The organism is Rahnella sp. PCH160 (genome assembly GCF_047784855.1).
Lineage (GTDB): Bacteria > Pseudomonadota > Gammaproteobacteria > Enterobacterales > Enterobacteriaceae > Rahnella.
Window position 1 is genome coordinate 1,344,469 of the sequence record NZ_JBLOGT010000001.1, and the last position, 24,089, is coordinate 1,368,557.

Consider the following 24,089-nt stretch of genomic DNA (forward strand, 5'->3'; position numbering starts at 1 on the left):
GAAAGATCAGAGGAGATCTGTGGTGATGAGATACCATTAAACCGCTAAAATGCGCAAAACCCGCAGGACAATATCTCAAGGAGCAGTAACAGAATGGCGAACCAAGTCACCGGATTTACCCGCATCTATAAAGCCGCAGGTTATTCCTGGAAAGGCCTGAAGGCCGCATGGCAAAATGAAGCCGCTTTTCGGCAGGAAGCCAGTGTTGCTATCCCGCTCATTTTATTATCTTTCTGGCTGGATGTGAGCAGTATAGAACGCATCCTGCTGATCGGCTCCGTTGTGCTGGTGTGTGTGACCGAACTGCTTAACAGTGCCATAGAATCGGCGATTGACCGTATCGGGCCGGAGTTTCACGTGCTGTCAGGGCGCGCCAAAGATATTGGCTCCGCTGCCGTACTTCTGACCATCATATTGGCGATTTTTGTCTGGGTCAGCATCTTTTGGCCGCGATGGTTCTGATTTGGAATCTGCATTCCAGGAATTGCCGTTATGCCCTGTTTTTATTCAATCTTAGGTTTTCATTGGCCGTTTAGCTGTATATACTCACAGCTAGACTGTATAAACAACCAGGGGGCGGAATGAAAGCTTTAACGACCAGACAACAAGAGGTCTACGACCTTATTCGCGATCATATCTCCACCACCGGTATGCCACCGACCCGCGCAGAGATTGCATCCCGTCTCGGGTTCCGTTCCCCGAATGCGGCGGAAGAACACCTGAAAGCGCTGGCGCGTAAAGGCGTTATCGAGATCGTTTCCGGTGCGTCGCGCGGTATTCGTTTGCTGATGGAAGAAGAAGAAGGTTTACCGCTGATTGGCCGCGTTGCCGCCGGTGAACCGCTGCTGGCTCAGCAGCACATCGAAGGCCATTACCAGGTCGATCCGGCCATGTTTAAACCGAGTGCGGATTTCCTGCTGCGCGTCAGCGGGATGTCGATGCGTGATATCGGTATTCTGGATGGCGATCTGCTGGCAGTACACAAAACGCAGGATGTCCGAAATGGTCAGGTTGTCGTTGCGCGTATTGATGATGAAGTCACGGTTAAACGCCTGAAGAAACAGGGCAGTATCGTTCAGTTGTTGCCTGAGAACAGCGAATTTCAACCGATTGTGGTTGATTTGCGCGAACAGAATTTCAGCATTGAAGGTCTGGCAGTGGGCGTTATTCGTAACGGCAACTGGATCTAATCTGCGTTCAATCTTTACGTTACAGGTGCGTTAGCCGCCTCTGACGCACCTGTAAGTTCCAGCATCGCCCCGTTCGGGGCGGTGTCGTTTTATGCCCTTTCCTGAAATTTTCCCGAGAAAACCCTTTGCCTTCTGCACTGTCTGCTCACTAAATTACCGGCCTTATTCAGTAAGATAGATTCTGTCTTCACGTTATTTCCTGCTTTGGATTAATCCTAATAGTGGCTTTTATCCCTGCTTTAGGAAGATTAATTGGCATTCTCTACTAAGCTTTGAAGTGTTAAGTACGGGCTGCACACCGAATGCGCAGTTCCACAACCCAAGGTAACAGGAGATATTTTATGAATAAGGACCAAGCCGACGGTAACTGGAAGCAGTTGAAAGGCAAAGTGAAAGAACAGTGGGGCAAGCTGACTGACGACGACCTGACAGTGCTTGAAGGTAAACGTGATCAACTGGTGGGTAAGATTCAGGAGCGTTATGGCTATCAGAAGGATCAGGCCGAGAAAGAGCTCAAGGAATGGGAATCGAAAAACAAACATCACTGGTAACACGCGACTCCCCCTCGCGTATCAGTGACGTATCCTGAGAATTATTGCTCCTACCCGGAACGCATTCAGGATACGGGTACAAGGATGTACCCAACCTTTCAGTTCTGCTGCTGTAAACCCGTCCGCTTCAATTTCTTACGAAACTCCAGCTAATATAAATCTGTTTTCTCAGCGTTTTTTTACCACGATGCTGTGGTCATGTTCGCAATGGTCGTGGCTGTCGCAGGTTTCAACGACTTTGCATTCCGCACACAAGCCATGCGCTTCAACAACTGAATGACGCAGCTCAAACCCTGATTCTATCGCCAGTTTCGCCAGACGTTCTTCGATGCCGTCAGTGGTTTTCTCCGTGACCAGCCCGCAGCGGTCGCAGATAAACAGCGCGGACGTATGGCTCGGCTCTTCGAAATGATGGCAGAGAACATAGCTGTTAGCCGATTCAACCCGATGAATAAACCCTTGTTCCAGCAGGAAATCCAGCGCCCGGTAAACCGTTGGCGGCTTGGCTTGCGGCTCGCTGACGCGCAGCAGATCCAGCAAATCATAGGCGCTGATGGCACCGGGTTGTTGCGCCATCAGTCGCAAAACTTCCAGCCGCTGTGGCGTAAGACGAACATTGCGCTGCTGGCAAAGTTCTTCAGCTTGTGAAAGTAATTTTTCCGGATTATTCAGGGTCATAGCAACATTCTCTGAGCGCAGATTGGGATGAATAGGCCACATCATGCAGCCATTCTTAATTTTATCATGCTTCAGCCAGATCGACGAATTATGCGCCGTTCAGTTGTGAGGGCGCGCGGGAGAGTTAGCCCGTTAAACCGCGCAAGATGCCGAATCTTTGTTCTGTGGTATAATCAGCGATTACCTTCTCTCTGGCCATCGTGCCGGTGGGAGCGCCACGAACCCCTCAGCGAATGTCAGGCCGATGTCAGAAACTCAACACGCAATGCCCCATAACGCCATGTCCTTAACCCAGCCTTTTTCCGCTCAGCGTTTTTCCGTTGCGCCGATGCTCGACTGGACCGACCGTCACTGTCGCCATTTCCACCGCCTGATGACCGGCCAGACCTTGCTGTACACCGAAATGGTCACCACCGGCGCGATCATTCATGGCAAAGGCGATTATCTGGGCTTTGGCAATGAAGAACATCCGGTGTCTTTGCAGCTGGGCGGCAGCAATCCGGCCGATCTGGCGCATTGCGCGAAGCTGGCCGAAGAACGCGGCTATGACGAGATCAACCTGAACGTCGGTTGCCCGTCGGACCGCGTGCAGAATGGCATGTTCGGTGCCTGCCTGATGGGGCAGGCGTCGCTGGTGGCGGATTGCATTAAAGCGATGCGTGACGTGGTGTCCATTCCGGTCACCGTCAAAACCCGTATCGGGATTGACGATCAGGACAGCTACGAATTCCTCTGCGATTTCATCCGTCAGGTGTCTGAAAACGGCGGCTGCGATACTTTTATCATTCACGCCCGCAAAGCCTGGCTTTCCGGCCTGAGCCCGAAAGAAAACCGCGAAATCCCGCCGCTGGATTACCCGCGTGTTTATCAGCTTCAGCGTGATTTCTCTCATCTGACGATGGAGATTAACGGCGGCATCAAAACGCTGGAAGAAGCCAAAACGCATCTGCAACACATGGACGGCGTGATGGTTGGCCGTGAAGCCTATCAGAATCCGGGCATGTTGCTGAACGTCGATCAGGCACTGTTCGGCTCTCAGGCTCCGGTGAAAACCGCTCCGGAGATTATCCGCGCGCTGTATCCATACATCGAAGCCGAGCTGAGCAAAGGTACTTATCTGGGCCACATCACCCGCCATATTTTGGGCCTGTTCCAGGGCGTGCCGGGCGCGCGTCAGTTCCGCCGTCATCTCAGTGAACACGCACACAAAGCGGGCGCGGGCATTGACGTGGTTGAGCAGGCGCTATCGATGGTCAGCCAGCCGCAGGAAGTGCCGGTTCAGGCGTAAGCGTCTTCAAAATTGACGTGAGTAAATTCACCATCAGTTAGTCATATTGACTATTTTTTCGCAGACCTTTTGCGTCTGCGAAAAACTTTCCCCTGTTAAATCAGTTAATTATTCATCCCGTCACTCTGGCACGCTTCTTGTAATAGCTTCATCGTGTTTTGACATTACGTCTTACTGCACACTGGCTTATTAAGGAGCACCCGATGCTGGAAATTCTCTTCGTGCTTGGTTTTTTCTTTATGCTGATGCTGACCGGCATTTCCCTGCTGGGCATGGTGGCGGCGCTGATCGTGGCATTTGGTCTGATGATGTTGGGCGGCTTCTTTGTGATTGTTATTAAAATGTTGCCGTGGCTGATTTTGGCGGTTCTCGCCGTCTGGATTTACCGGACATTTATCCGGCCTGACCAACCAAAATATCGCCGTCGCCGCCTGCCATAAAAAGGGCAGAAGATAAGCGGAACGCATAACTGCATGAAATAAAAAAGATGATGGCGGCGTTTTGAGCACAAAAAAATGTAAACGTTACATCTATAACTTTTACTTATGTGCTAACGGTCACAAGCTGGATCAGAATGTGCGGTCGAAATGCATAAATCATATTTTTTAACATGGGTGACTGTTAGGATAGAATTCATACGTGGTCAGCAGGCCGCAAACTGAATTCATCAAGTCCGGTGAGGCACACAATAGTCGCATAAGTGACAACGCCCTGCGGATTTACCCGGCAGTACCCTACAGCAGTACCCGTCTGAATTCAGAGGTCGTCTGTATCAGGCAGTAAAAAAGGCTTCCATCCGGAAGCCTTTTTTGCATTCGCTTCCCCGTCGTCCTTGACGCCACAGCTGCGTTAGCCGCACTCAACAACCCGAATCACTTACCGGAGTAAGCTCATCGGGATTGTCTCGTTTTCTGCCTTGCTGTAACGCCAATGACTTAGGGGATCTTTTGGCCGATATGCCTGTTAATTACTTGCCGGGGATCAGCAGGCTTGAACCTTGCGTGATGCGGCTTTCCAGCGTTTCGTGGGCGCGTTTCGCTTCGGAAAGCGGGAATCTCTGTGCGTCGCTGACGTCCACTTTAATCGCGCCGCTGGCAATCAGTGAAAACAGTTCACCGCTGGCTTTCGCCAGTTCTTCACGGTTGGTCACGTAGCCATTGAGCGAAGGGCGCGTGACGAACAGCGAGCCTTTCTGATTGAGGATCGCCAGATCCACACCTTTAACCGGCCCCGATGCATTCCCAAAGCTAACCAGCAAGCCACGGCGCTTCAGGCTGTTCAGCGATTTTTCGAAGGTGTCTTTGCCGACAGAATCGTAGACCACGCCGACTTTTTCGCCGTTGGTCAGTTCGGCCACGCGGGTGGCGATATCTTCTTTCTGATAGTTAATCGTCGCCCAGGCACCGGCTTCTTTGGCACGTGCGGCTTTTTCATCGGAACCGACAGTCCCGATCAGTTTTACGCCCAGCGCTTTTGCCCACTGGCTGGCAATCAGCCCGACACCGCCTGCGGCTGCGTGGAACAAAATGGTTTCGCCCGCCTGCACTTCATGCGTCTGGCGCAGCAAATAGTAAACTGTCAGCCCTTTCAGGAATGATGCCGCCGCCTGTTCAAAGCTGATGGCATCCGGCAGCAGGGCGATTTTTTCCTGCGGCACATTGTGAATTTCGCTGTAAGCACCGAGTGCAGACTGCGCATACACCACGCGGTCACCCGGTTTGATGCCGGTCACGTCGCTGCCGATTTTGGTGACAACGCCCGCCGCTTCGGTGCCCAAACCGGCCGGGAAATTGGCTGGCGGATACAATCCGCTGCGCACATAGGTATCGATGTAGTTAATACCAATCGCTTTGTTCTCAACCTGAACTTCACCGGCCTGTGGTTCTTGTGGCTGATAATCAACGTATTGCAGAACGTCAGGTGTACCTGTTTCAGAAAACTGGATGCGCTTTGCCATGTTTTTCCCTTGTGATGGAGTCTGATTTCAACCCTAGGCTAAATGCCTGTGACAATCCAGATTTTAGGCTCAAAGGGTTAATACCCTTTTGAAATGAGACATGACAACCTATACTAACGCGCACGTTGAGCTTCCGGTTTTTGGAAGCCCGACGCTCATAAAACAGGCGTTTACAGCAGGAACTAATCCACAGATGGCAGCAAAAAAACCGACCAATCAACAGAACGAAACCCGCGATCGTCAGATGGAAGGCCTGAAGCTTCCGCCGCATTCGCTGGAGGCTGAGCAATCCGTTCTGGGCGGGCTGATGCTGGACAACGAACGCTGGGATAACGTCGCGGAGCGTGTGGTCAGCAATGACTTCTTCAGCCGTCCGCATCGCCTGATTTTCACCGAAATGCAGCGTTTGCTGGAAATGAGCAAACCCATCGACCTGATTACGCTGTCTGAATCGCTCGAACAAAAAGGCGATTTAGACTCAGTCGGCGGTTTCGCCTATCTGGCAGAACTCTCTAAAAACACCCCAAGTGCGGCAAACATCGGCGCTTATGCCGATATCGTGCGCGAACGTGCCGTAGTACGCGAAATGATTTCCGTCGCCAACGAAATTGCCGATGCCGGTTATGATCCGCAAGGGCGCAGCAGCGAAGACCTGCTGGATTTAGCCGAATCCCGCGTATTCCAGATTGCCGAAAGCCGCGCCAGTAAAGACGAAGGCCCGAAAAGCATCGACCGCATTCTGGAAAGCACGGTTTCCCGTATCGAAGAACTGTTCCAGCGCCCGCACGACGGCGTGACGGGCGTATCCACCGGTTATGCCGATCTCGACAAGAAAACCGCCGGGCTGCAAAAATCTGACCTGATTATCGTGGCGGCGCGTCCGTCGATGGGTAAAACCACGTTTGCGATGAACCTCGCCGAAAACGCAGCGATGATGCAGGATAAACCGGTCTTAATCTTCAGTCTGGAGATGCCCGGCGACCAGCTCATGATGCGTATGCTGGCGTCGCTTTCCCGCGTCGATCAGACCAAAATCCGTACCGGCCAGCTTGACGATGAAGACTGGGCGCGTATTTCCAGCACCATGGGGATTTTGCTCGAAAAACGTAACATGTATATCGATGATTCCTCCGGCCTGACGCCAACTGAAGTCCGTTCCCGCGCACGCCGTATTTTCCGTGAGCACGGCGGCCTGAGCCTGATCATGATCGACTACTTACAGCTGATGCGTGTTCCTGCGCTTTCCGATAACCGTACGCTGGAAATCGCCGAAATCTCCCGCTCGCTTAAAGCGCTGGCGAAAGAATTGCAGGTGCCGGTGGTCGCGCTGTCGCAGCTGAACCGTAGCCTGGAGCAGCGTGCGGACAAACGTCCGGTCAACTCCGACTTGCGTGAATCTGGCTCCATCGAGCAGGATGCCGACTTGATCATGTTCATCTATCGTGACGAGGTTTATCACGATAACAGTGAAGAAAAAGGCATTGCGCAGATCATCCTCGGTAAGCAACGTAACGGCCCGATCGGGACCGTTCGCCTGACGTTTAACGGGCAGTGGTCGCGGTTTGATAACTATGGCGGCCCGCAATACGACGAGGATTAATCTCCCGGTTTGAGATTTTATCCCTCCCCATTCAGAAGGGGAGGTCAGGCGGGGTTTGGTTCTCAACCCCGCTTTCGGAAACTCTCCATTTCATTAAAGGACTCAAAATGAAAGCGGCTACGGCTGTCATTGATCGCCGCGCTCTGCGACACAATCTGCAACGGGTGCGTCATCTGGCGCCACAAAGTCGTCTCGTTGCGGTCGTGAAAGCAAACGCTTATGGGCACGGCTTACTGGAAACTGTGCACAGCCTGCAGGATGCCGACTATTACGGCGTGTCCCGGCTCAGCGAAGCGTTATCGCTGCGCAAATCGGGCATTGTTAAACCCATTCTCCTGCTCGAAGGTTTCTTCTCACCGGATGAATTGCCGCTGCTGGTGGAACATCAGCTCGATACCGCCGTTCACAGCATCGAACAGCTCGACGCGCTGGAAAACGCGGAGCTGGCGCGCCCGCTGAATGTCTGGCTGAAAATCGACACCGGTATGCACCGTTTAGGCGTGCATCCGGCGCAGGCTGAGGCATTTTATCAGCGCCTGAGCGCCTGCAAAAATGTCGTTCAGCCGGTCAATATGATGAGTCATTTCTGCCGTGCCGATGAGCCGGAAAGCGATGCCACGCCGAAGCAGTTGGCCTGTTTTAATGCGTTTGCCGCCGGTAAGCCGGGGCAAAAATCGATTGCCGCTTCCGGCGGGATCCTGCTCTGGCCGCAGTCGCACATGAGTCTGGTGCGTCCGGGGATTATCCTTTACGGCGTATCGCCGCTGGAGACCGGCGACGCCAGCGATTTTGGCCTGCAACCGGCGATGACGCTGACCTCCAGCCTGATTGCGGTGCGCGAACATTTTGCCGGTGAGCCTGTCGGTTACGGCAGCACCTGGACCGGCGAACGCGACACACGACTGGGCGTGGTGGCGATGGGGTATGGCGACGGGTATCCGCGCAGTGCGCCAAGTGGCACGCCGGTGCAGGTGAATGGCCGCATTGTGCCGCTGGTCGGGCGCGTTTCGATGGACATGATCACGGTGGATTTAGGGCCGGATGCGACGGATAAAGTCGGTGATGAGGTGATCTTCTGGGGACAAAGTCTGCCGGTTGAGCGCGTTGCGCAGGCAACCGGCATCAGTGCGTATGAACTGGTTACGCAGCTCAGCGAAAGGGTCTGCCGCCAGTATACTGGCGACTGACGTTTACTTCTTCACCGCCAGCCACTGGCTGACAATCTGCTGATACTCGCCAGTGGCTTTACTCAGGTGAAGCCACTGGTCGACATACATCTTCCAGCTACTGTCATCGCGCGGCAGCATGTAGGCTTTCTCGCCATATTGCAGCGGCTTCTTCGGGTTCACCGCACACAGTTTCGGATAGCGTTTCTGCTGATACAGCGCTTCGGACGCATCAGTAATCATCACGTCTGCTTTCTTATCCACCAGCTTTTGGAAAATCGTCACGTTATCGCTGAGCGTCAGCGTGCCTTTTGGCAGATGGCTGTGAACGAAAGCTTCATTGGTGCCGCCCGCCGGTTCAATCAGGCGAACAGAAGCGGTGTTCAGTTGCTCCACTGTCTGGTATTTACGCACGTCCTCGCACCGTACCAGCGGGATTTTTCCGTCCTGATCTAACACGTTGGCAAACCACGCTTTTTGCTGGCGTTTCAGCGTGACTGAAATACCGCCCATCGCGATATCACAATGCCCGGCGTTCATTTCATCCGGCAGGGATTTCCAGGTGACCGGCACCCAGGTCGGTTTTACGCCCAGACTGGCTGCCAGTGATTCCGCCATGGCGATATCAATGCCTTCGTACTGGCCGTCTTCTTTCAAAAAGGTGTACGGTTTGTAATCGCCGGTGGTACAGACGTTCAGTGAGCCTTTTTGTAATACACGTTCAAGACGGGAAGACGTGGCATCTGCGTGAACCAGCGCGGGTATTACGGCGAGAAATGCCAGAGGATAGAGGATCTTATTCATTATTCTTTCCTTGAGATTAAATCATGCGCAAGTATAAGAAAAAACAGCCGATAAGTATTTAACCGGTATAGTCTTTGCAAAGTTAAATCACTATAAACAAAAATTAAAACGACAGGAAAAGTGCTATGTACAGCGTTGATGATTACGACCTGAAAATTCTGACCTTATTACAAGCTAACGGAAGACTGACCAATCAGGAATTAAGCGATCTGGTCGGATTGTCGGCATCACAATGCTCACGTCGCCGGATTGGTCTGGAACAGGCGCAGTTAATCCTCGGCTATCATGCGCGTCTGGCGCCGGAAGCGCTCGGTCTGGGCATGATTGGTCTGATTGAAGTCAGGCTTATCAATCATTTACCCGCGCAGGTTGACGCATTCCACAGCATGCTCGGGGAAGTCGATGCCATTATCGATGCCTACAAAACGACCGGTGATGCGGACTACTTACTGAAAGTGGCAGTGAAGGATTTAGCCGGTTTGAGCACATTGATCAGCCAAATCCTGTCTGTACACAAAAGTGTGGCGCACGTGAAAACATCGGTTGTGCTTAACCGGTTAAAAGAAAACGGTCTTTTAACGTTAGTCTGATAAATATAACGCCAGCGTAATACACAAAATCCGCTGTTTATTACGCACTATTATGGTGACTTATTTTGGTGCGCGCTCCCGTTTCTGGTGCATGTAAGTGAATTAAAATGCGCAGTCCGTGCATGTAAAGATTAATTAACGCGTCACAAAATCTTATTTTCGTTTTTTAATGCAAATTACGTGCGTAAATATTGCCTTAATTCTCCGTCTCCATAATTATCTCAAAAAGCCTTTTGAGTATCTTTTTCTGGGGAATCGGGAATTATGGCAAGTTTAGACAATATTAAGCCCACCGCTGAACAACCACACCGCGGGCACACGCTGGTTGAAGATGCGCTGGCGATTATCATTGGCACGCTGATGGTGTCATTTGGCGTGGTGATGCTGCGTCAGGTCGGCGCGCTGACCGGCGGTACGGCGGGGATGGCGTTTCTGGCGCATTATATTTCGCACGTCTCCTTCGGTACGGCTTTCTTTATTATCAACTTACCGTTCTATTATTTATCCATCCGCCGCATGGGCTGGCAGTTCACGCTGAAAACATTCACGGCGGTGGCGCTGGTCTCCGTATTCTCGGATTTGCACCCGCTGTTTGTTCACTTCGATCATCTGCAACCTTTCTACGCCACGCTGTTTGCCAACGTCATCATGGGGATCGGGTTTATCGTCCTGTTCCGCCACAAAGCCAGCCTCGGCGGCGTGAATATTCTCGCGCTGTTCCTGCAAGATAAATACGGTATCCGCGCCGGAAAACTCCAGATGGGCGTCGACTGCTGTATCGTCCTGGCGTCGCTGTTTGTGGTCAGTGTTGAAATGCTGATCGCCTCCATTCTGGGCGCGGTGATCGTCAATCTGATTATCGCCATGAATCATCGTCCGGGGCGTTACAGCGTCTGACGCAAAAGCTGTGTGGCTGTGCGAAAATTGACAACAATGTTGTCATCTTTTTTAACGAACTTTGATAGTCTGTGAAAGAGCAGCGATGCGCCGGTATGACGGGCGTGGATTGCCGCGCCACTTAACCAAACCAAGGAGATGTATACCGTGTTCCAACATGTCGATGCCTATGCCGGTGACCCGATTTTGTCGCTGATGGAAAGTTTTAAGACCGATCCAAGACAAGACAAAGTGAACCTGAGCATCGGTCTCTATTACGACGAGCAGGGTATTATCCCGCAACTGGCTGCGGTGGAAAACGCAGAGCAACAGCTGAACGCCGGGCCACAGGCCGCGTCAGTGTATCTGCCGATGGAAGGCTTGCCCGCGTACCGCGCAGGCATTCAGGAACTGCTGTTTGGCGCGGAACATCCGGCGCTGAAACAACAGCGTATCGCGACCATTCAGACCGTTGGCGGTTCCGGCGCGCTGAAAGTGGGCGCTGACTTCCTGAAGTTTTATTTCCCGAATTCAGAAGTTTACGTGAGCGACCCGACCTGGGAAAACCACGTGGCCATTTTTGGTGGTGCGGGCTTTAAAGTGCACACCTATCCGTACTTTGACCCTGAAACGCTGGGCGTAAACTTTGAGGCGATGACCAACAGCCTGAAAACCCTGCCAGCGAAAAGTATCGTGCTGCTGCATCCGTGCTGCCACAACCCGACGGGTTCTGACCTGACGCCAGCCCAGTGGGATCAGGTGATCGAAATTACGAAACAGCGTGAGCTGATCCCGTTCCTCGACATTGCTTATCAGGGCTTTGGTGCAGGCATCGATGAAGATGCTTACGCGATCCGCGCGATGGCGTCTGCGGGTGTGAACTGCTTCGTCAGCAACTCCTTCTCGAAGATTTTCTCCCTCTACGGTGAGCGTGTAGGCGGGTTGTCCGTGGTGTGCGAAGACAGCGAAGCCGCTGGCCGCGTACTGGGTCAGCTGAAAGCGACCGTGCGCCGTAACTACTCCAGCCCGCCGAATTTCGGGGCGAAAGTGGTGGCGAAAGTCCTGAACGACAGCGTGCTGAACGCACAGTGGAAAGACGAAGTAGAGAAAATGCGCACCCGTATTCTCGAAATGCGCCATACGCTGGTCGACAGCCTGAAAGTCGCTTTACCGGGCCGGGATTTCAATTACCTGCTGCAACAGCGCGGCATGTTCAGCTACACCGGTTTCAGCGAAGAACAGGTTGTCCGTCTGCGTGAAGAATTCGGTGTTTACCTGATCCTCAGCGGTCGCGTGTGCATGGCAGGCCTGAATCACCATAACGTGAAACAGGTCGCCGAAGCCTTCGCTGCCGTGCAATAAATCCCCGTTCTACACGAAAAGGGCTGACAGCGATGTCAGCCCTTTTTCGTATTTGCGATCTCATCCCTTTCTTTTTCTCTATGTTGCTGCACACTAAATAGACGATTTCGGTAATGGAATCGCCAACCTCAGAGACGGAGAAAGGCAAAAATGACCAGTTCGGAATTGCTCGAATACTGCATGGGAAAACCCGGAGCAGAGCAAAGCACGCAGAACCAGCGTGGTGCGGATCAGATCAAAGTGGGCGGCGTGATGTTCGCGATGTTCTGCGATTGTCAGGGACATGAAGCCGTTTCGCTGAAAACCAGCACCGAAATGGCCGGAAAGCTGCGCGCGGAACATACCTGTATTCTTCCGGGCGAGCATCTCAACAAAGCGCACTGGAATACTGTTGTGCTCGATGGCAGTTTGCCGGATTCCCAGTTTTATTCTCTGATCGACAGCTCTTACCAAATGGTCGTTTCCGGTTTACCGCAAAACACCCGTCATGAATTCGGACTCTGATCGCCCGGCCACTGGCCGGTACCCAGCGTTGCTGGCGAATAATCCGGGGCTTCTCCGCGCCACGGCAGCGCTGCGCGAAAGCGCCAGAGGCGGGTGATCTCCAGACTCCAGTAACGTTCCGCGCCTGACGGACCGGGGATTTCCTCCGGCTGCCAGTGAATTTTGGTATGCCCCTGCAAATGCAAAATGTCGCCGCTCGCGAAATCGATAAACAGCAGTGCGGCGCGGGGCTCGGCCAGCAGATTTCCCAGCGTATTCATATACTGATTTCCCCGGTAGTCCGGCACCCACAGCCGGTTTCCCACCAGATGCGCAAACCCCGGCTGACCGCCGCGATGCGACACATCGGTTCCGCCGTGCGCGTGGCTGGCGATAAAAAAAGTATCGGCACGCGCAATCAGCGCGCGGGCGTTTTCGTCCGGTTCCGTCATGTCTTCGCGTGCGGGCAGCGGTTGGTTTACCGGAACGTCCGTCAGTTTGCGGATCTGAATGTACTTCGGACAGTTGCCAAAACTCTGATCGATGAGGATCTCGATCCGGTTTTTGTCCATGCGGCCGATCCTGCCGTTTGCCCGGTTTCGTCTGCGGTTGGAGAAATCGATCCCCAGCGCACCGACCTGTTTCCCCGGCTCCAGTGTGGCCTGCGCCGGATCGTCTGGACGCCGTGGCGCGTTCACCCGCAGATGTTTGTCATCCGGCGCGCGAATAAAACCGGCGGGACCGGTCAGAATCGTCGCCACCGGCCAGTCATTTTCATCCAGCGTGGCGACAAACAGATAAGGCAGCGCGGCAAAAAATAACCGGTGCTGTTCCGGCATCGCCTCGCGTATCCCGTGCGCAGAAACATCGAACCCCGCCAGATCCTGCGCCAGGATTTCCCCGGCATGGAATACGCTGTTCATGGTGGCTTACCGCGCTCTTTCGGGCAACGGCGATGCAGGAAGCGGCGTAAAGCCCGGCAGATTTTCAATCCGTTTCAGCCAGCGCCGGATCGCCGGATACTCTTCCAGCGAAACACCGCCTTCCGGCGCTGCGGCGATATAGCTGTAGCAGGCCAGATCGCCAATCGTGGCGCGGTCTGTCGCCAGAAACTCATGCGATTCAACATGCTTTTCCAGCTGCGGCAGGAATTTCGCCGTCAGCGCCAGTGCGTACTCATAAGGTTCCGGCGCGGAAAACTGTTTCACCATCCGCGTTGACGCCGGGCCAAAGCGCACTTCACCGGCGGCGCGGGACAACCATTTTTGCACTTCCGCCGCTTTCAGCGGATCCTCCGGCAGCCAGTGACTGTCCGGCGCGTAGCGTTTCACCAGATACACCAGAATGGCGTTGCTGTCGGTGATGACGTGCTCGCCATCGACCAAAACAGGCACCTGCTGCAACGGATTCAGATGAGCAAATTCTTCTGTTTTGCGTTCGGCGGCCCCGGCTTCTTTCAGCTCATAAGGCAGATTGAGCATCTTAAGCAATAAGGTGACGCGGTGGCAGTGGCCGGAAAGCGGCGTGCCGAATAGCTGGATGGCGGGCATGGGATGTCTCCTTTGTCTGTGTCGTATAAACATTACTCTTGCGCGAAATGATTGTGATCCACGAAGATTGAAATTGAGTGTTTCACTTTGTGGAAGAATCTATGGACCGTTTGGACGAAATGGCGATTTTTGTCGCCGTACTTCAGTATGGCAGTCTGGCGGAAGCCGCCCGTAAACTTCACCGTTCGCCGCCGGCGATCACGCGCGCGATTGCTTCGCTGGAACACCGCTTCGGCGCGCGGCTGGTCGAACGTACCACCCGCAGCCTGGCGCCGACAGAAGCGGGCGCACGTCTGGCCGAAAAGGCAAGGCTGCTGCTCAGCCAGTATCAGGACGCCGTCGAAGATACCGCTGAAACCCAGCTGAGCGGCCTGTTGCGGCTGACGGCACCGGTGCAGTTCGGGCGTAAACACGTTGCGCCGCTGGTGATGGAATTTCTCGAACAGAACCCGGACATGCAGATTGAGATGATGCTCAGCGACCGGAATCTGGATCTCATCGACGAAGGGCTGGATCTGGCGGTGCGCATCGGTCATCAGGAGGATTCAGGCAAAGTGGCGCGTAAAGTGGCCGAAGTCACCCGCGTGCTGGTCGCCAGCCCGGCGTATCTGGCGCAGCACGGCCTGCCGCAGCATCCGTCAGATCTCGCCACGCATCAGACCATCATGGGCACGCTGCGCACGCAAATCCGCGAATGGCGATTCGGACCGCACGAAGACGATCTGCGCGTCCGGCTTTCACCGCGCTTGCTGCTCAATGATGTCGAATCCCAGTTGCTGGCAGTGCGCAGCGGGCGCGGGATTGCGCGGTTGCTGTCCTACCAGGTGAGCGAAGATTTGCAGGCCGGAAGCATGGTCCGGCTGCTGACGGATTTCGAACCGTTGCCATTGCCGGTGCAACTGGTGGCACAGCAGGTGCAACAAATGCCGCGCAAAGTCCGCACATTCTGGGACTTCGCTTTTCAGCGCCTGAGCGTGCTGCCGCAACTGCATCCTTTAAAAAGTGATGCAGGTCACGATCCGGTGTTGTGAAAATAACCTACTCTGAGAGTTGTGCAAAAACAGTGAGTTACTTCAGGACAGATTGTCCGTTTGCTCACGACAACCCAGAAGGAAAGGATGATGACCCATAACCGGCTGAATCTCGCCACGCTTTTGATACTGGCGCTCAGTGCGCCGCTGCCCCTGACCGTTGCCGCGCAAAGCCTGCCGCAGGACGCCGACGCGTCCGTTCCGGCGAAGAGCTACATCACGGCGGTGAACCCGGATCTCACCATTACCTACCGGCTGTATGCGCCCGCTGCGGAGCATGTGGACGTGGTGACCGGCGCAACCCCGGTGACTTATATTCCGCATCAGATGACTAAAGACGATAAAGGCGTCTGGAGCTGGACGTCGGATAAGCAGAAACCCAATCTTTATGAATACTTCTTTAACGTGGATGGCCTGCGGATTGCCGATCCGGGCAGCGCAATGCCGAAACCGCAGCGTCAGGTGAACACCAGCCTGATACTGGTGCCGGGCGGTATTCTGGATGTGAGAAACGTGGCACACGGCGAAGTCCGTACGCTGACCTATCACTCTGCGGCGCTCAATGCTGAACGTCAGGTCGCGGTCTGGACGCCACCGGGTTACACCGATGCTTCGTCACCGCTGCCGGTGCTGTATTTCTATCATGGCTTTGGCGATACCGGCCGCTCGGCGCTGGATCAGGGGCGCATTCCGCAAATCATGGATAACCTGCTGGCAGAGAAAAAAATCGTACCGATGCTGGTGGTGATCCCTGATACGGAAACTGACGCCAAAGGCGTGGTGCCGGAAGATTACGTCACCAAAGACCGTCGCAAAGAATTCTATCCGCGCAATGCGGCGGCAGCAGATAAAGAGCTGACCGGCGACATTATCCCGCTGATTTCAAAAACCTTCCGCGTGCGCGATGACGCCGCCGGACGTGCGTTAGCCGGGCTTTCGCAGGGCGGCTATCAGACGCTGGTCAGCGGCATGACGCATCTCGACCAGTTCGGCTGGCTGGCAACATTGAGCGGCGTCAGCACAACGACCGTGCCAAACGCAGAGGTTGAAAAGCGTTTCGCCGAACCCGATAAAATTAACGCACAGTTGAAAAACTTCACGGTCGTTGTCGGGGAAAAAGACGTGGTGACGGGCAAAGATATCGCGGGACTGAAATCAGAACTTGAGCAACGCAAAATTAAGTTCGATTACCACGAATACCCGAATCTCGGTCATGAAATGGACGTCTGGCGCCCGGCGTTCGCGGAGTTTGTGCAGAAGATATTTAAGTAAGGTTTAGCGGAAATGCGGATTGGTTTTAGCTCCTCCCCTTTACAGGGGAGGAAGCCAAAAACATTAAGCTGTTTTCTTCGCCTGCTGGCTGTGGCGTTCGAGCAGCGGTTTCAGAAAGCGCGCGGTGTGCGATTCTTTGCATTCCGCGACCGTTTCCGGCGTACCGGCAACCAGAATCTGACCGCCGCCTGCACCACCTTCTGGCCCCAAATCGACAATCCAGTCTGCGGTTTTAATCACGTCCAGATTGTGTTCAATCACCACAATGGTGTTGCCCTGATCGCGCAACTGATGCAGCACTTCCAGCAATTGCTGAATGTCGGCAAAGTGCAGGCCGGTGGTCGGTTCGTCGAGAATATACAGCGTCTGGCCGGTGCCGCGTTTGGAAAGCTCACGCGCCAGTTTCACACGCTGCGCTTCACCGCCGGACAGCGTGGTCGCTGACTGGCCGAGGCTGATATACGTCAGGCCGACGTCGATTAACGTCTGCAATTTACGCGCAAGGGCAGGGACGGCGTCGAAGAATTCGCGAGCTTCTTCAATCGTCATTTCCAGCACTTCGTGAATGCTCTTGCCTTTGTATTTCACTTCCAGCGTTTCGCGGTTATAGCGTTTGCCTTTGCAGTGATCGCACGGCACATAAATATCCGGCAGGAAGTGCATTTCGACTTTAATCACCCCATCGCCCTGACAGGCTTCGCAGCGCCCGCCTTTGACGTTGAAACTGAAACGCCCCGGTGTATAACCGCGTGAACGGGATTCCGGCACACCGGCAAACAGTTCGCGGACCGGCGTGAAAATACCGGTGTACGTCGCCGGGTTCGAGCGCGGCGTACGGCCAATCGGGCTCTGGTCGATGTCGATCACTTTATCGAAATGCCCCAGACCTTCGATTTCACGGTACGGCGCGGCTTCGGCAATGGTTGCGCCGTTCAGTTCGCGCTGTGCCAGCGGGAACAACGTGTCGTTGATGAGCGTCGATTTCCCGGAGCCGGACACGCCGGTGATACAGGTGAACAGACCGACCGGCAGCGTCAGCGTGACATCTTTCAGGTTGTTGCCTTTCGCGCCTGAGAGTTTCAGCACTTTCGTTGCGTCCGCAGGAACACGCTGTGCAGGCACAGAAATTTCACGTTTGCCACTGAGGAACTGACCGGTCAGTGACGCTTCGTTCGCCATGATATCTTCTGCGGTGCCTTCCGCCACCACTTCACCGCCGTGGACGCCAGCACCCGGGCCGATATCGATAATATGGTCGGCGGCGCGGATCGCGTCTTCGTCGTGTTCGACCACGATGACCGTATTGCCGAGATCACGCAGGTGGATCAGGGTTTCCAGCAGACGTTCGTTGTCGCGCTGATGCAGACCAATGGACGGTTCGTCCAGCACGTACATCACGCCCACCAGGCCGGCACCAATCTGGCTCGCCAGACGGATACGCTGGGCTTCACCGCCGGACAGCGTTTCGGCTGAACGGGACAGCGAGAGATAATTCAGGCCAACGTTCACCAGGAATTTCAGGCGATCGCCGATTTCTTTCAGCACTTTCTCAGCAATTTGTGCGCGCTGACCACTGAGCTTCATGTTGCGGAAGAAATCCATCGCATGGCCGATGCTGAAATCAGAGATTTCCGGCAGCGTGGTTTCTTCGACAAACACGTTGCGCGCTTCTTCACGCAGACGCGTGCCTTTGCAGGAAGTACAAGGGCGGTTGCTGATGTATTTCGACAATTCTTCGCGCACCGCGCTGGATTCCGTTTCTTTATAACGGCGTTCCATGTTGTGCAGCACACCTTCGAACGGATGGCGACGGATTGATGTGTCACCGCGATCGTTGATGTATTTGAATTCAATGGTGGTTTTGCCGGAACCGTGCAGGATGGCGTGTCGTACGTCGCTGCTCAGCTCGTTAAACGGCGCTTCCACATCGAAATCGTAATGCTCGCCCAGTGAGCGCAGCATCTGGAAATAATAGAAGTTACGGCGATCCCAGCCGCGGATTGCGCCACCGGCCAGGGAAAGCTCGGGGTTTTGCACCACGCGATCCGGATCGAAGAATTGCTGCACGCCCAAACCATCGCAGGTCGGGCAGGCACCGGCCGGGTTGTTGAACGAGAACATACGCGGTTCGAGCTCGCGCATACTGTAGCCACACACCGGACAGGCGAAGTTGGCGGAGAAAAGCATTTCGTCGGCTTTCGGGTCATCCATATCGGCGACTACCGCCGTACCGCCTGACAATTCCAGCGCGGTTTCGAAGGATTCCGCGAGGCGCTGCGCCAGATCATCACGCACTTTAAAGCGGTCAACGACCACTTCGATGGTGTGTTTTTTCTGCAATTCCAGCTTCGGCGGATCCGACAAATCACACACTTCACCGTCGATACGCGCACGGATATAGCCCTGCGACGCCAGATTCTCCAGTGTTTTGGTGTGCTCGCCTTTACGGTCTTTCACGATCGTCGCGAGCAGCATCAGACGCTGGCCTTCCGGCTGCGCGAGCACGTTATCGACCATCTGGCTGACGGTCTGCGCGGACAGCGGAATATTGTGTTCCGCACAGCGTGGTTCGCCCACGCGGGCAAACAGCAGACGCAGGTAGTCGTGGATTTCGGTGATGGTCCCGACGGTGGAACGCGGGTTATGCGATGTAGATTTTTGCTCAATAGAAATCGCCGGTGACAGACCTTCAATATGGTCGACGTCCGGTTTTTCCATTAAGGATAAAAATTGGCGTGCATAGGCAGACAGCGACTCGACGTAACGGCGCTGGCCTTCGGCGTACAGCGTATCGAACGCCAGAGAGGACTTGCCTGAACCGGATAAGCCGGTGACAACAATCAGTTTGTCGCGCGGGATAATCAGGTTGATATTCTTGAGATTATGGGTGCGTGCGCCCCGAACTTCGATCTTATCCATTCATCATTCCCGGATTAACTTGATAGCTCACCGTGCCGGTGACCGTCGCAAAGGGTGGCATCGCGCTGGTCAGCGAATCAGGCACAGAGAAGAACGTAACGCGCAATTATGACACAAATCACAGCCCATGCCACCCCAAAACCTGAATGTATATCCAGTACTCGATGTAACAGCGGAACGTTTGCTGAGCAATCTGGAAGGAATCTTCCAGCTAATCATATCCGTTGGAGTGCGGCTACGTTTTGTGGTTATGACGGCAGCGTTTTGTGGTTATAATGATACGAAGTGAGTCTCTCACATCTCAAACTGTGGTTTCAGCCACGACATACATCATCAGGAGAATCCACATGGCCAGCAGAGGCGTAAACAAAGTTATTCTCGTCGGTAATCTCGGACAAGATCCAGAAATCCGCTACATGCCAAACGGCGGCGCTGTTGCCAACATGACGCTGGCAACCTCCGAAAGCTGGCGTGACAAAGCCACCGGCGAGCAGAAAGAGAAAACAGAATGGCACCGTGTTGTGCTGTTCGGCAAATTAGCCGAAGTTGCCGGTGAATACCTGAAAAAAGGTTCACAGGTTTACATCGAAGGTGCACTGCAAACCCGTAAATGGACCGATCAGGCTGGCGTAGAAAAATACACCACCGAAATCGTGGTTAACGTGGGCGGCACCATGCAGATGCTCGGCGGCCGTACCGGCGGCGGCGCACCAGCCGGTGGCGGTCAGGCATCCGCAGGCGGCGGCCAGCAAGGCGGTTGGGGTCAGCCTCAGCAGCCACAAGGCGGCAACCAGTTCAGCGGCGGCCAGCAGGCGGCTCGTCCGGCTGCGCAAAACAACGCGCCAGCACAGAGCAACGAACCCCCAATGGATTTCGACGACGATATCCCGTTCTGATTCTGTGCCTTCGGGCATCGATGCCAGGCATCTGTATCAGTACAACAAAAAGCCCCGCGAGGGGCTTTTTGCTTTTCAACGCCAGAGGATCTCGAACCTTAAACCTTCTCTACCGCGCCAAACACCAGTCTTCCCTGATGGAATGTCGCTTTGACGTCGGACACCCGCGCGACCGCTTCGGCGGAACAACTGGCGTCGACCAGGATCATTTCGGCGTTGTCGTTGAGTGCGGGCCACTGGCGTTTTCCGGCGTCGTCGAGCGGCAGGACATTGCCGGTGGCGATGGCGAGGGAGCGTGTCAGGCCGAATTCGTCGGAATTGCCGTAGAGCTGGGCGTACAGGCTGGCTTTTTCCAGCATGCTGCCCGTGCCGAACGGTGACCAGTGGTCGATCACGCTGTCGGTGCCGGTCATGACGAATACGCCTTGCTGGCTCAGCATCGGCAGCGGCATGTTCAGTTTGCCGAGCGGAATGGTGGACGCCACGGTGAACTGCTGTTCGGACAGCCCGGCGATCACGTCATCCAGCTCTGCGCCCTGCATCATCGCCAGCGCAAAACCGTGGCTGAGGGTCACCTTGCCTTTCAGTTGCGGGTTTTTCTCTACGGTCTGAATCATATATTTCACTGCGGCAATCCCGGCAGGCGTCGTTTCATGCAGATGAATATCCACGCCTTTATTCGTGTCGAGCGCAATCTGGAACATCGCGTCCAGCGACTTTTCCATTGCGCCGTCAACGTTGGTCGGATCCAGCCCGCCGACGTACTGCACGCCCATTTGCATGGCTTCGCGCATCAGGCCGTCAACTTTCGAATGCAGCAAACCGTGTTGCGGAAACGCCACAATTTCACAGCTGAAATCCTGCTGATGTTTTTCCAGGGCGATTTTCAGATGTTCGAGACTTTTCAGGCCGCTGACCGGGTCGATATTGCAGTGGCTGCGTGCCACGGTGGTGCCTTTGGAATGCAGCAACCCGATAATTGCTTCGGCGTGTTCGACCGACGTCGGCAGCAGTTTGGGGATCAGCACCTGCTCGCGGGCAATCATATCCATGATGGTTTTGCCTTTGCGCGGGCGCGGTGCTTCCCATTTGCCGCCGTAAAACGTCTTATCGAGGTGAATATGCATATCGCGTGTGGCGGGCAGAAGAAGCAGCCCTCTGGCGTCAAAAGCCGGTAACGTGCTGGCGGGGGCGTCTTTCGCGGGCTGAATCACCACAATCTTGCCGTTACTGATGTCGAGATTGTACAGAGCGGTTTGCGTGCCAATGACGATGTCGCCTTCGCGCTCGAAACTTTCTTCCAGCCGGACATTACGCAGCTGGTAGTGCGTGGCAGAAATCGTTGTCGCCTGACGGGGATCGTCGCATTTTTCACTTTTCTGACCGGCGCGGGCGGTGGACGCCGAAGCCATACCGGAGGCCAGCAGGGCACCGGTGGCAGTGACTTTCGCACTGTTTGAGAGAAAATTTCTGCGGCTTTGTTGCTGAGGGTTTTGCACGTCGAATTCCTTATTCATGATGCTCAGAGGATGCTGCTTTTCTCTTCACCCTAAAAGATCTCTCCGGTTCCGGCTGCGATATTTCCCACTGCCTGTCAGTGGGAAACGCAATGCTCAGCTGAGCTGGCAAAACTCGCGCAATTTTCCCGCCAGCGCGATTTGCGCCGCCGTGGCGTCCGGGCGGTAAAACAGCGCCAGTTCGACGTTATCCACGGTGGGTAAGCCGCTTTCTGCGCCGAGAATACGGTGTTCCGGCGTGACACAGCTGGCGGGCAGAAGCGTGACACCCAGCCCGGCGGCGCTTGCGGCGACCAGCGCGGCGAGGCTGGCGCTGCTGTAACTGATCCGCCAGCTGCGCCCGATGGCGTCCAGTGCCTGACACAATTCTTCGCGATACAAACCGTTGAGCGGAAACAGCACCAGCGGCACCGGATCGCGCTCAAAAGCCGGAAACCCGGCGCTGTCGAGCCACAGCATCGGCTCGGGGCGCGGCGCATTGGCTTTCTCGCCGGTCAGCTGTTTCACCAGAATAATATCCAGCATGTCCTGCTGCCACGCGCGGCGCAGTTCGTGGCTTAAGCCGCTGGTGACGTCCAGCCGGATATGCGGATGCTCGCGGCAAAACTGCGCCAGCAAAGACGTGGTGGCGGCCGCAAAATCTTCCGGCACGCCGAGACGTACAATGCCGTCCGGCCACTGATCGCTCAGCGCGTCGTGCGCCTCGCCGTTGAGCGCGATAATCCTCCGCGCATAGCCAAGCAGCCGCTCGCCTTCTTCGGTGAGCTGAACCTGATGCGACGTGCGTTCCAGCAACGGTTTACCCAGCGCGTCTTCGAGCCGTCGGATCTGCTGGCTGACCGTCGATTGCGAAAGATAAACGCGGTCGGCGGCGCGGGTAAAACTGCCGGTTTCGCACACGGCTACAAAACTGAGCAACTGTTGCGGGCTGAACATGGGATCGCGATTCATTTCATCACTACTTCTGGTTGTGGTATTTGAAATCTGAATAGTTCGAAGAGTATCAATCTTCATACCCACGCACCCGACTGGCTCATTTCGCGGTCGCTGCGCCTTGTTTTAGCGCATTCGGGTCATTCTGCGGCGGGCATCCATTTTCCTTAAGATTGTATACAAGGCTTATTGCGCAAATCCGCTTTCTGGTACAGAAATTGCTTTTTCCTTGTGAGACTTCAAGGAGAAAAATATGAAAGCGATCGTGATTGGTGGCGGTATTGGCGGGACATGTGCGGCGATTGCGCTGAAGCGTTTTGGTATCGAAACGGCGGTATACGAGGCGGTGAAAGAGATGAAACCGGTGGGCGCGGCGATTTCTATCTGGCCGAACGGCGTCAAATGCCTGAATTACCTCGGGATGAAAGAGCCGCTCCGCAAGCTGGGCGGCCAGATGCGTTTCATGGCCTACAAAGAGTATCAGCAGGGCCAGACCCTGACGCGGTTCTCAATGGATCCGCTGATTCAAAGCGTGGGTGAGCAGCCGTATCCGGTGGCGCGCGCGGAACTTCAGTCGATGTTGCTCGACACCTATGGCCGCGATCAGGTGCAGTTTGGCAAACGGGTTACGCACGTGGAAGAATCCGCAGACAGCGTTACTGCCTGGTTTGACGACGGAACATCCGCGACCGGCGATGTGCTGATTGCCGCCGACGGCACGCATTCTGTCCTGCGTCAGCACGTTCTGGGCTACGCCACCGAGCGCCGCTATGCCGGTTACGTTAACTGGAACGGGCTGGTGGAAATCGATGAAAGCATCGCGCCTGCCGATCAGTGGACGACGTTCGTCGGCGAAGGCAAACGCGTTTCACTGATGCCGGTGAGCGACAACCGTTTCTACTTTTTCTTTGATGTTCCGCTGCCAAAAGGCCTGCCGGAAGACCGCACTACGGTGCACGACGATTTAGAGCGCTATTTTTCCGGCTGGGCAGAACCGGTGCAGAAACTTATCGGACTGATTAACCCTGATACCACCAACCGGATTGAAATTCATGATATCGAACCGTTTATGCAACTGGTGAAAGGGCGGATTGCGCTGCTCGGCGACTCCGGCCACAGCACGACGCCGGATATCGGGCAGGGCGGCTGCGCGGCAATGGAAGACGCCGTGGTGCTGGCCAATGCGTTGCAAACCAATTCGTTAGGCATTGAAGACGCGCTGCTGCGCTATCAGGAAAAGCGGGCGTATCGCGTGAAAGATCTGGTGCTGAAAGCGCGTAAACGCTGCGACGTCACGCACGGCAAAGACATGGCGGTCACCGGCCAGTGGTATGAAGATCTGAAGCAGGAAACCGGCGAACGTATTCTTTCCGGCATGTGCGAAACCATTCTGGGCGGTCCGCTGGAATGACATAACGCCGGGCGT

The 24,089-nt window shown here is 54.8% G+C and carries 23 protein-coding genes; 15 read left to right on the plus strand and 8 right to left on the minus strand.

Going from position 1 to position 24,089, the window contains the following annotated elements; translation table 11 throughout:
- Positions 1–93 precede the first annotated feature (93 nt).
- From ACM5QY_RS06175 to ACM5QY_RS06185, 3 genes are all read left to right on the plus strand, one after another.
- Positions 94–462: a diacylglycerol kinase gene (locus tag ACM5QY_RS06175; RefSeq protein WP_152327435.1), complete on the plus strand. Its 369-nt coding sequence runs from the start codon at positions 94–96 to the stop codon at positions 460–462.
- A gap of 119 nt (positions 463–581) precedes the next feature.
- The gene (gene lexA / locus ACM5QY_RS06180; protein WP_416119710.1) at positions 582–1,190 is read left to right on the plus strand and encodes a transcriptional repressor LexA; all 609 of its coding nucleotides are present in this window, start codon (positions 582–584) and stop codon (positions 1,188–1,190) included.
- A 341-nt stretch (positions 1,191–1,531) separates the two neighbouring features.
- Complete coding sequence (locus ACM5QY_RS06185; protein ID WP_416119712.1) at positions 1,532–1,741, plus strand: CsbD family protein; 210 nt, start codon at positions 1,532–1,534, stop codon at positions 1,739–1,741.
- A 168-nt stretch (positions 1,742–1,909) separates the two neighbouring features.
- On the opposite strand, the gene zur is transcribed toward ACM5QY_RS06185, so the two are convergent.
- A complete protein-coding gene (gene zur / locus ACM5QY_RS06190) occupies positions 1,910–2,419 on the minus strand; it encodes a zinc uptake transcriptional repressor Zur (RefSeq protein ID WP_416119713.1) in 510 nt (169 codons plus the stop codon).
- Positions 2,420–2,699: 280 nt separating this feature from the next.
- Between zur and dusA the strand changes: the two genes are divergently transcribed.
- Positions 2,700–3,707: a tRNA dihydrouridine(20/20a) synthase DusA gene (gene dusA / locus ACM5QY_RS06195; RefSeq protein ID WP_416122826.1), complete on the plus strand. Its 1,008-nt coding sequence runs from the start codon at positions 2,700–2,702 to the stop codon at positions 3,705–3,707.
- 203 nt (positions 3,708–3,910) lie between these two features.
- A complete protein-coding gene (gene pspG / locus ACM5QY_RS06200; protein WP_416119715.1) occupies positions 3,911–4,147 on the plus strand; it encodes an envelope stress response protein PspG in 237 nt (78 codons plus the stop codon).
- 527 nt (positions 4,148–4,674) lie between these two features.
- Here the strand turns inward: pspG and ACM5QY_RS06205 are convergent.
- Entirely contained in the window at positions 4,675–5,664 is a 990-nt protein-coding gene (locus tag ACM5QY_RS06205; protein ID WP_416119717.1) for a quinone oxidoreductase, read from the minus strand.
- A gap of 193 nt (positions 5,665–5,857) precedes the next feature.
- Here ACM5QY_RS06205 and dnaB point away from each other — a divergent pair, with 193 nt between their 5' ends.
- Both dnaB and alr read left to right on the plus strand, forming a co-directional pair.
- Positions 5,858–7,264, plus strand: a complete 1,407-nt coding sequence (gene dnaB, locus ACM5QY_RS06210) for a replicative DNA helicase (protein WP_416119719.1) — start codon at positions 5,858–5,860, stop codon at positions 7,262–7,264.
- Between the two features lie 107 nt (positions 7,265–7,371).
- Complete coding sequence (alr, locus tag ACM5QY_RS06215) at positions 7,372–8,451, plus strand: alanine racemase (protein WP_416119721.1); 1,080 nt, start codon at positions 7,372–7,374, stop codon at positions 8,449–8,451.
- Between the two features lie 3 nt (positions 8,452–8,454).
- Here the strand turns inward: alr and ACM5QY_RS06220 are convergent, their stop codons facing one another.
- Positions 8,455–9,234, minus strand: coding sequence for a transporter substrate-binding domain-containing protein (locus ACM5QY_RS06220; protein ID WP_416119723.1), 780 nt, complete (start codon positions 9,232–9,234; stop codon positions 8,455–8,457).
- Between the two features lie 125 nt (positions 9,235–9,359).
- Between ACM5QY_RS06220 and ACM5QY_RS06225 the strand changes: the two genes are divergently transcribed.
- The 4 genes from ACM5QY_RS06225 to ACM5QY_RS06240 all read left to right on the plus strand — a co-directional run bounded on the left by ACM5QY_RS06225 (position 9,360) and on the right by ACM5QY_RS06240 (position 12,566).
- Positions 9,360–9,824 carry an Lrp/AsnC family transcriptional regulator gene (locus ACM5QY_RS06225; RefSeq protein ID WP_416119725.1) on the plus strand — a complete coding sequence of 155 codons (465 nt, stop codon included), beginning with the start codon at positions 9,360–9,362 and terminating at the stop codon, positions 9,822–9,824.
- A gap of 264 nt (positions 9,825–10,088) precedes the next feature.
- The gene (locus ACM5QY_RS06230) at positions 10,089–10,721 is read left to right on the plus strand and encodes a YitT family protein (protein ID WP_104924181.1); all 633 of its coding nucleotides are present in this window, start codon (positions 10,089–10,091) and stop codon (positions 10,719–10,721) included.
- A 147-nt stretch (positions 10,722–10,868) separates the two neighbouring features.
- Positions 10,869–12,062: an amino acid aminotransferase gene (locus ACM5QY_RS06235; RefSeq protein WP_416119726.1), complete on the plus strand. Its 1,194-nt coding sequence runs from the start codon at positions 10,869–10,871 to the stop codon at positions 12,060–12,062.
- 150 nt (positions 12,063–12,212) lie between these two features.
- Complete coding sequence (locus tag ACM5QY_RS06240; protein ID WP_416119728.1) at positions 12,213–12,566, plus strand: MmcQ/YjbR family DNA-binding protein; 354 nt, start codon at positions 12,213–12,215, stop codon at positions 12,564–12,566.
- Here the strand turns inward: ACM5QY_RS06240 and ACM5QY_RS06245 are convergent.
- Both ACM5QY_RS06245 and ACM5QY_RS06250 read right to left on the minus strand, forming a co-directional pair.
- A complete protein-coding gene (locus ACM5QY_RS06245) occupies positions 12,548–13,468 on the minus strand; it encodes a pyridoxamine 5'-phosphate oxidase family protein (protein WP_416119729.1) in 921 nt (306 codons plus the stop codon). The two genes, ACM5QY_RS06240 and ACM5QY_RS06245, sit on opposite strands and share 19 nt — an antisense overlap.
- 6 nt (positions 13,469–13,474) lie before the next feature.
- Positions 13,475–14,095, minus strand: a complete 621-nt coding sequence (locus ACM5QY_RS06250; protein WP_416119731.1) for a glutathione S-transferase family protein — start codon at positions 14,093–14,095, stop codon at positions 13,475–13,477.
- A gap of 101 nt (positions 14,096–14,196) precedes the next feature.
- Here ACM5QY_RS06250 and ACM5QY_RS06255 point away from each other — a divergent pair, with 101 nt between their 5' ends.
- Positions 14,197–15,126 (plus strand): LysR family transcriptional regulator, encoded by a 930-nt coding sequence (locus ACM5QY_RS06255; RefSeq protein ID WP_416119733.1) that lies wholly within the window; start codon positions 14,197–14,199, stop codon positions 15,124–15,126.
- Between the two features lie 90 nt (positions 15,127–15,216).
- Entirely contained in the window at positions 15,217–16,398 is a 1,182-nt protein-coding gene (locus tag ACM5QY_RS06260) for an alpha/beta hydrolase-fold protein (protein ID WP_416122827.1), read from the plus strand.
- A gap of 63 nt (positions 16,399–16,461) precedes the next feature.
- Here ACM5QY_RS06260 and uvrA read toward each other — a convergent pair whose 3' ends face one another.
- Positions 16,462–19,317, minus strand: coding sequence for an excinuclease ABC subunit UvrA (gene uvrA / locus ACM5QY_RS06265; RefSeq protein ID WP_416119735.1), 2,856 nt, complete (start codon positions 19,315–19,317; stop codon positions 16,462–16,464).
- Between the two features lie 347 nt (positions 19,318–19,664).
- Here uvrA and ACM5QY_RS06270 point away from each other — a divergent pair, with 347 nt between their 5' ends.
- Positions 19,665–20,213: a single-stranded DNA-binding protein gene (locus tag ACM5QY_RS06270; RefSeq protein WP_416119737.1), complete on the plus strand. Its 549-nt coding sequence runs from the start codon at positions 19,665–19,667 to the stop codon at positions 20,211–20,213.
- A 98-nt stretch (positions 20,214–20,311) separates the two neighbouring features.
- Here the strand turns inward: ACM5QY_RS06270 and ACM5QY_RS06275 are convergent, their stop codons facing one another.
- A complete protein-coding gene (locus tag ACM5QY_RS06275; RefSeq protein ID WP_416119738.1) occupies positions 20,312–21,730 on the minus strand; it encodes an amidohydrolase family protein in 1,419 nt (472 codons plus the stop codon).
- Between the two features lie 96 nt (positions 21,731–21,826).
- Positions 21,827–22,681 carry a LysR family transcriptional regulator gene (locus ACM5QY_RS06280; RefSeq protein ID WP_416119740.1) on the minus strand — a complete coding sequence of 285 codons (855 nt, stop codon included), beginning with the start codon at positions 22,679–22,681 and terminating at the stop codon, positions 21,827–21,829.
- A gap of 235 nt (positions 22,682–22,916) precedes the next feature.
- Between ACM5QY_RS06280 and hpxO the strand changes: the two genes are divergently transcribed.
- Positions 22,917–24,074: an FAD-dependent urate hydroxylase HpxO gene (hpxO, locus tag ACM5QY_RS06285; protein WP_416119741.1), complete on the plus strand. Its 1,158-nt coding sequence runs from the start codon at positions 22,917–22,919 to the stop codon at positions 24,072–24,074.
- The last annotated feature ends 15 nt before the right edge of the window (positions 24,075–24,089 follow it).

What these genes read in the sequence shown, in the direction of transcription:
- ACM5QY_RS06175 (WP_152327435.1), top strand. Translation starts at nt 94, where the DNA reads ATGGCGAACCAAGTCACCGGATTTACCCGCATCTATAAAGCCGCAGGT.
- lexA (WP_416119710.1), top strand. Translation starts at nt 582, where the DNA reads ATGAAAGCTTTAACGACCAGACAACAAGAGGTCTACGACCTTATTCGC.
- ACM5QY_RS06185 (WP_416119712.1), top strand. Translation starts at nt 1,532, where the DNA reads ATGAATAAGGACCAAGCCGACGGTAACTGGAAGCAGTTGAAAGGCAAA.
- zur (WP_416119713.1), bottom strand. Translation starts at nt 2,419, where the DNA reads ATGACCCTGAATAATCCGGAAAAATTACTTTCACAAGCTGAAGAACTT.
- dusA (WP_416122826.1), top strand. Translation starts at nt 2,700, where the DNA reads ATGTCCTTAACCCAGCCTTTTTCCGCTCAGCGTTTTTCCGTTGCGCCG.
- pspG (WP_416119715.1), top strand. Translation starts at nt 3,911, where the DNA reads ATGCTGGAAATTCTCTTCGTGCTTGGTTTTTTCTTTATGCTGATGCTG.
- ACM5QY_RS06205 (WP_416119717.1), bottom strand. Translation starts at nt 5,664, where the DNA reads ATGGCAAAGCGCATCCAGTTTTCTGAAACAGGTACACCTGACGTTCTG.
- dnaB (WP_416119719.1), top strand. Translation starts at nt 5,858, where the DNA reads ATGGCAGCAAAAAAACCGACCAATCAACAGAACGAAACCCGCGATCGT.
- alr (WP_416119721.1), top strand. Translation starts at nt 7,372, where the DNA reads ATGAAAGCGGCTACGGCTGTCATTGATCGCCGCGCTCTGCGACACAAT.
- ACM5QY_RS06220 (WP_416119723.1), bottom strand. Translation starts at nt 9,234, where the DNA reads ATGAATAAGATCCTCTATCCTCTGGCATTTCTCGCCGTAATACCCGCG.
- ACM5QY_RS06225 (WP_416119725.1), top strand. Translation starts at nt 9,360, where the DNA reads ATGTACAGCGTTGATGATTACGACCTGAAAATTCTGACCTTATTACAA.
- ACM5QY_RS06230 (WP_104924181.1), top strand. Translation starts at nt 10,089, where the DNA reads ATGGCAAGTTTAGACAATATTAAGCCCACCGCTGAACAACCACACCGC.
- ACM5QY_RS06240 (WP_416119728.1), top strand. Translation starts at nt 12,213, where the DNA reads ATGACCAGTTCGGAATTGCTCGAATACTGCATGGGAAAACCCGGAGCA.
- ACM5QY_RS06245 (WP_416119729.1), bottom strand. Translation starts at nt 13,468, where the DNA reads ATGAACAGCGTATTCCATGCCGGGGAAATCCTGGCGCAGGATCTGGCG.
- ACM5QY_RS06250 (WP_416119731.1), bottom strand. Translation starts at nt 14,095, where the DNA reads ATGCCCGCCATCCAGCTATTCGGCACGCCGCTTTCCGGCCACTGCCAC.
- ACM5QY_RS06255 (WP_416119733.1), top strand. Translation starts at nt 14,197, where the DNA reads ATGGACCGTTTGGACGAAATGGCGATTTTTGTCGCCGTACTTCAGTAT.
- ACM5QY_RS06260 (WP_416122827.1), top strand. Translation starts at nt 15,217, where the DNA reads ATGACCCATAACCGGCTGAATCTCGCCACGCTTTTGATACTGGCGCTC.
- uvrA (WP_416119735.1), bottom strand. Translation starts at nt 19,317, where the DNA reads ATGGATAAGATCGAAGTTCGGGGCGCACGCACCCATAATCTCAAGAAT.
- ACM5QY_RS06270 (WP_416119737.1), top strand. Translation starts at nt 19,665, where the DNA reads ATGGCCAGCAGAGGCGTAAACAAAGTTATTCTCGTCGGTAATCTCGGA.
- ACM5QY_RS06275 (WP_416119738.1), bottom strand. Translation starts at nt 21,730, where the DNA reads ATGAATAAGGAATTCGACGTGCAAAACCCTCAGCAACAAAGCCGCAGA.
- ACM5QY_RS06280 (WP_416119740.1), bottom strand. Translation starts at nt 22,681, where the DNA reads ATGAATCGCGATCCCATGTTCAGCCCGCAACAGTTGCTCAGTTTTGTA.
- hpxO (WP_416119741.1), top strand. Translation starts at nt 22,917, where the DNA reads ATGAAAGCGATCGTGATTGGTGGCGGTATTGGCGGGACATGTGCGGCG.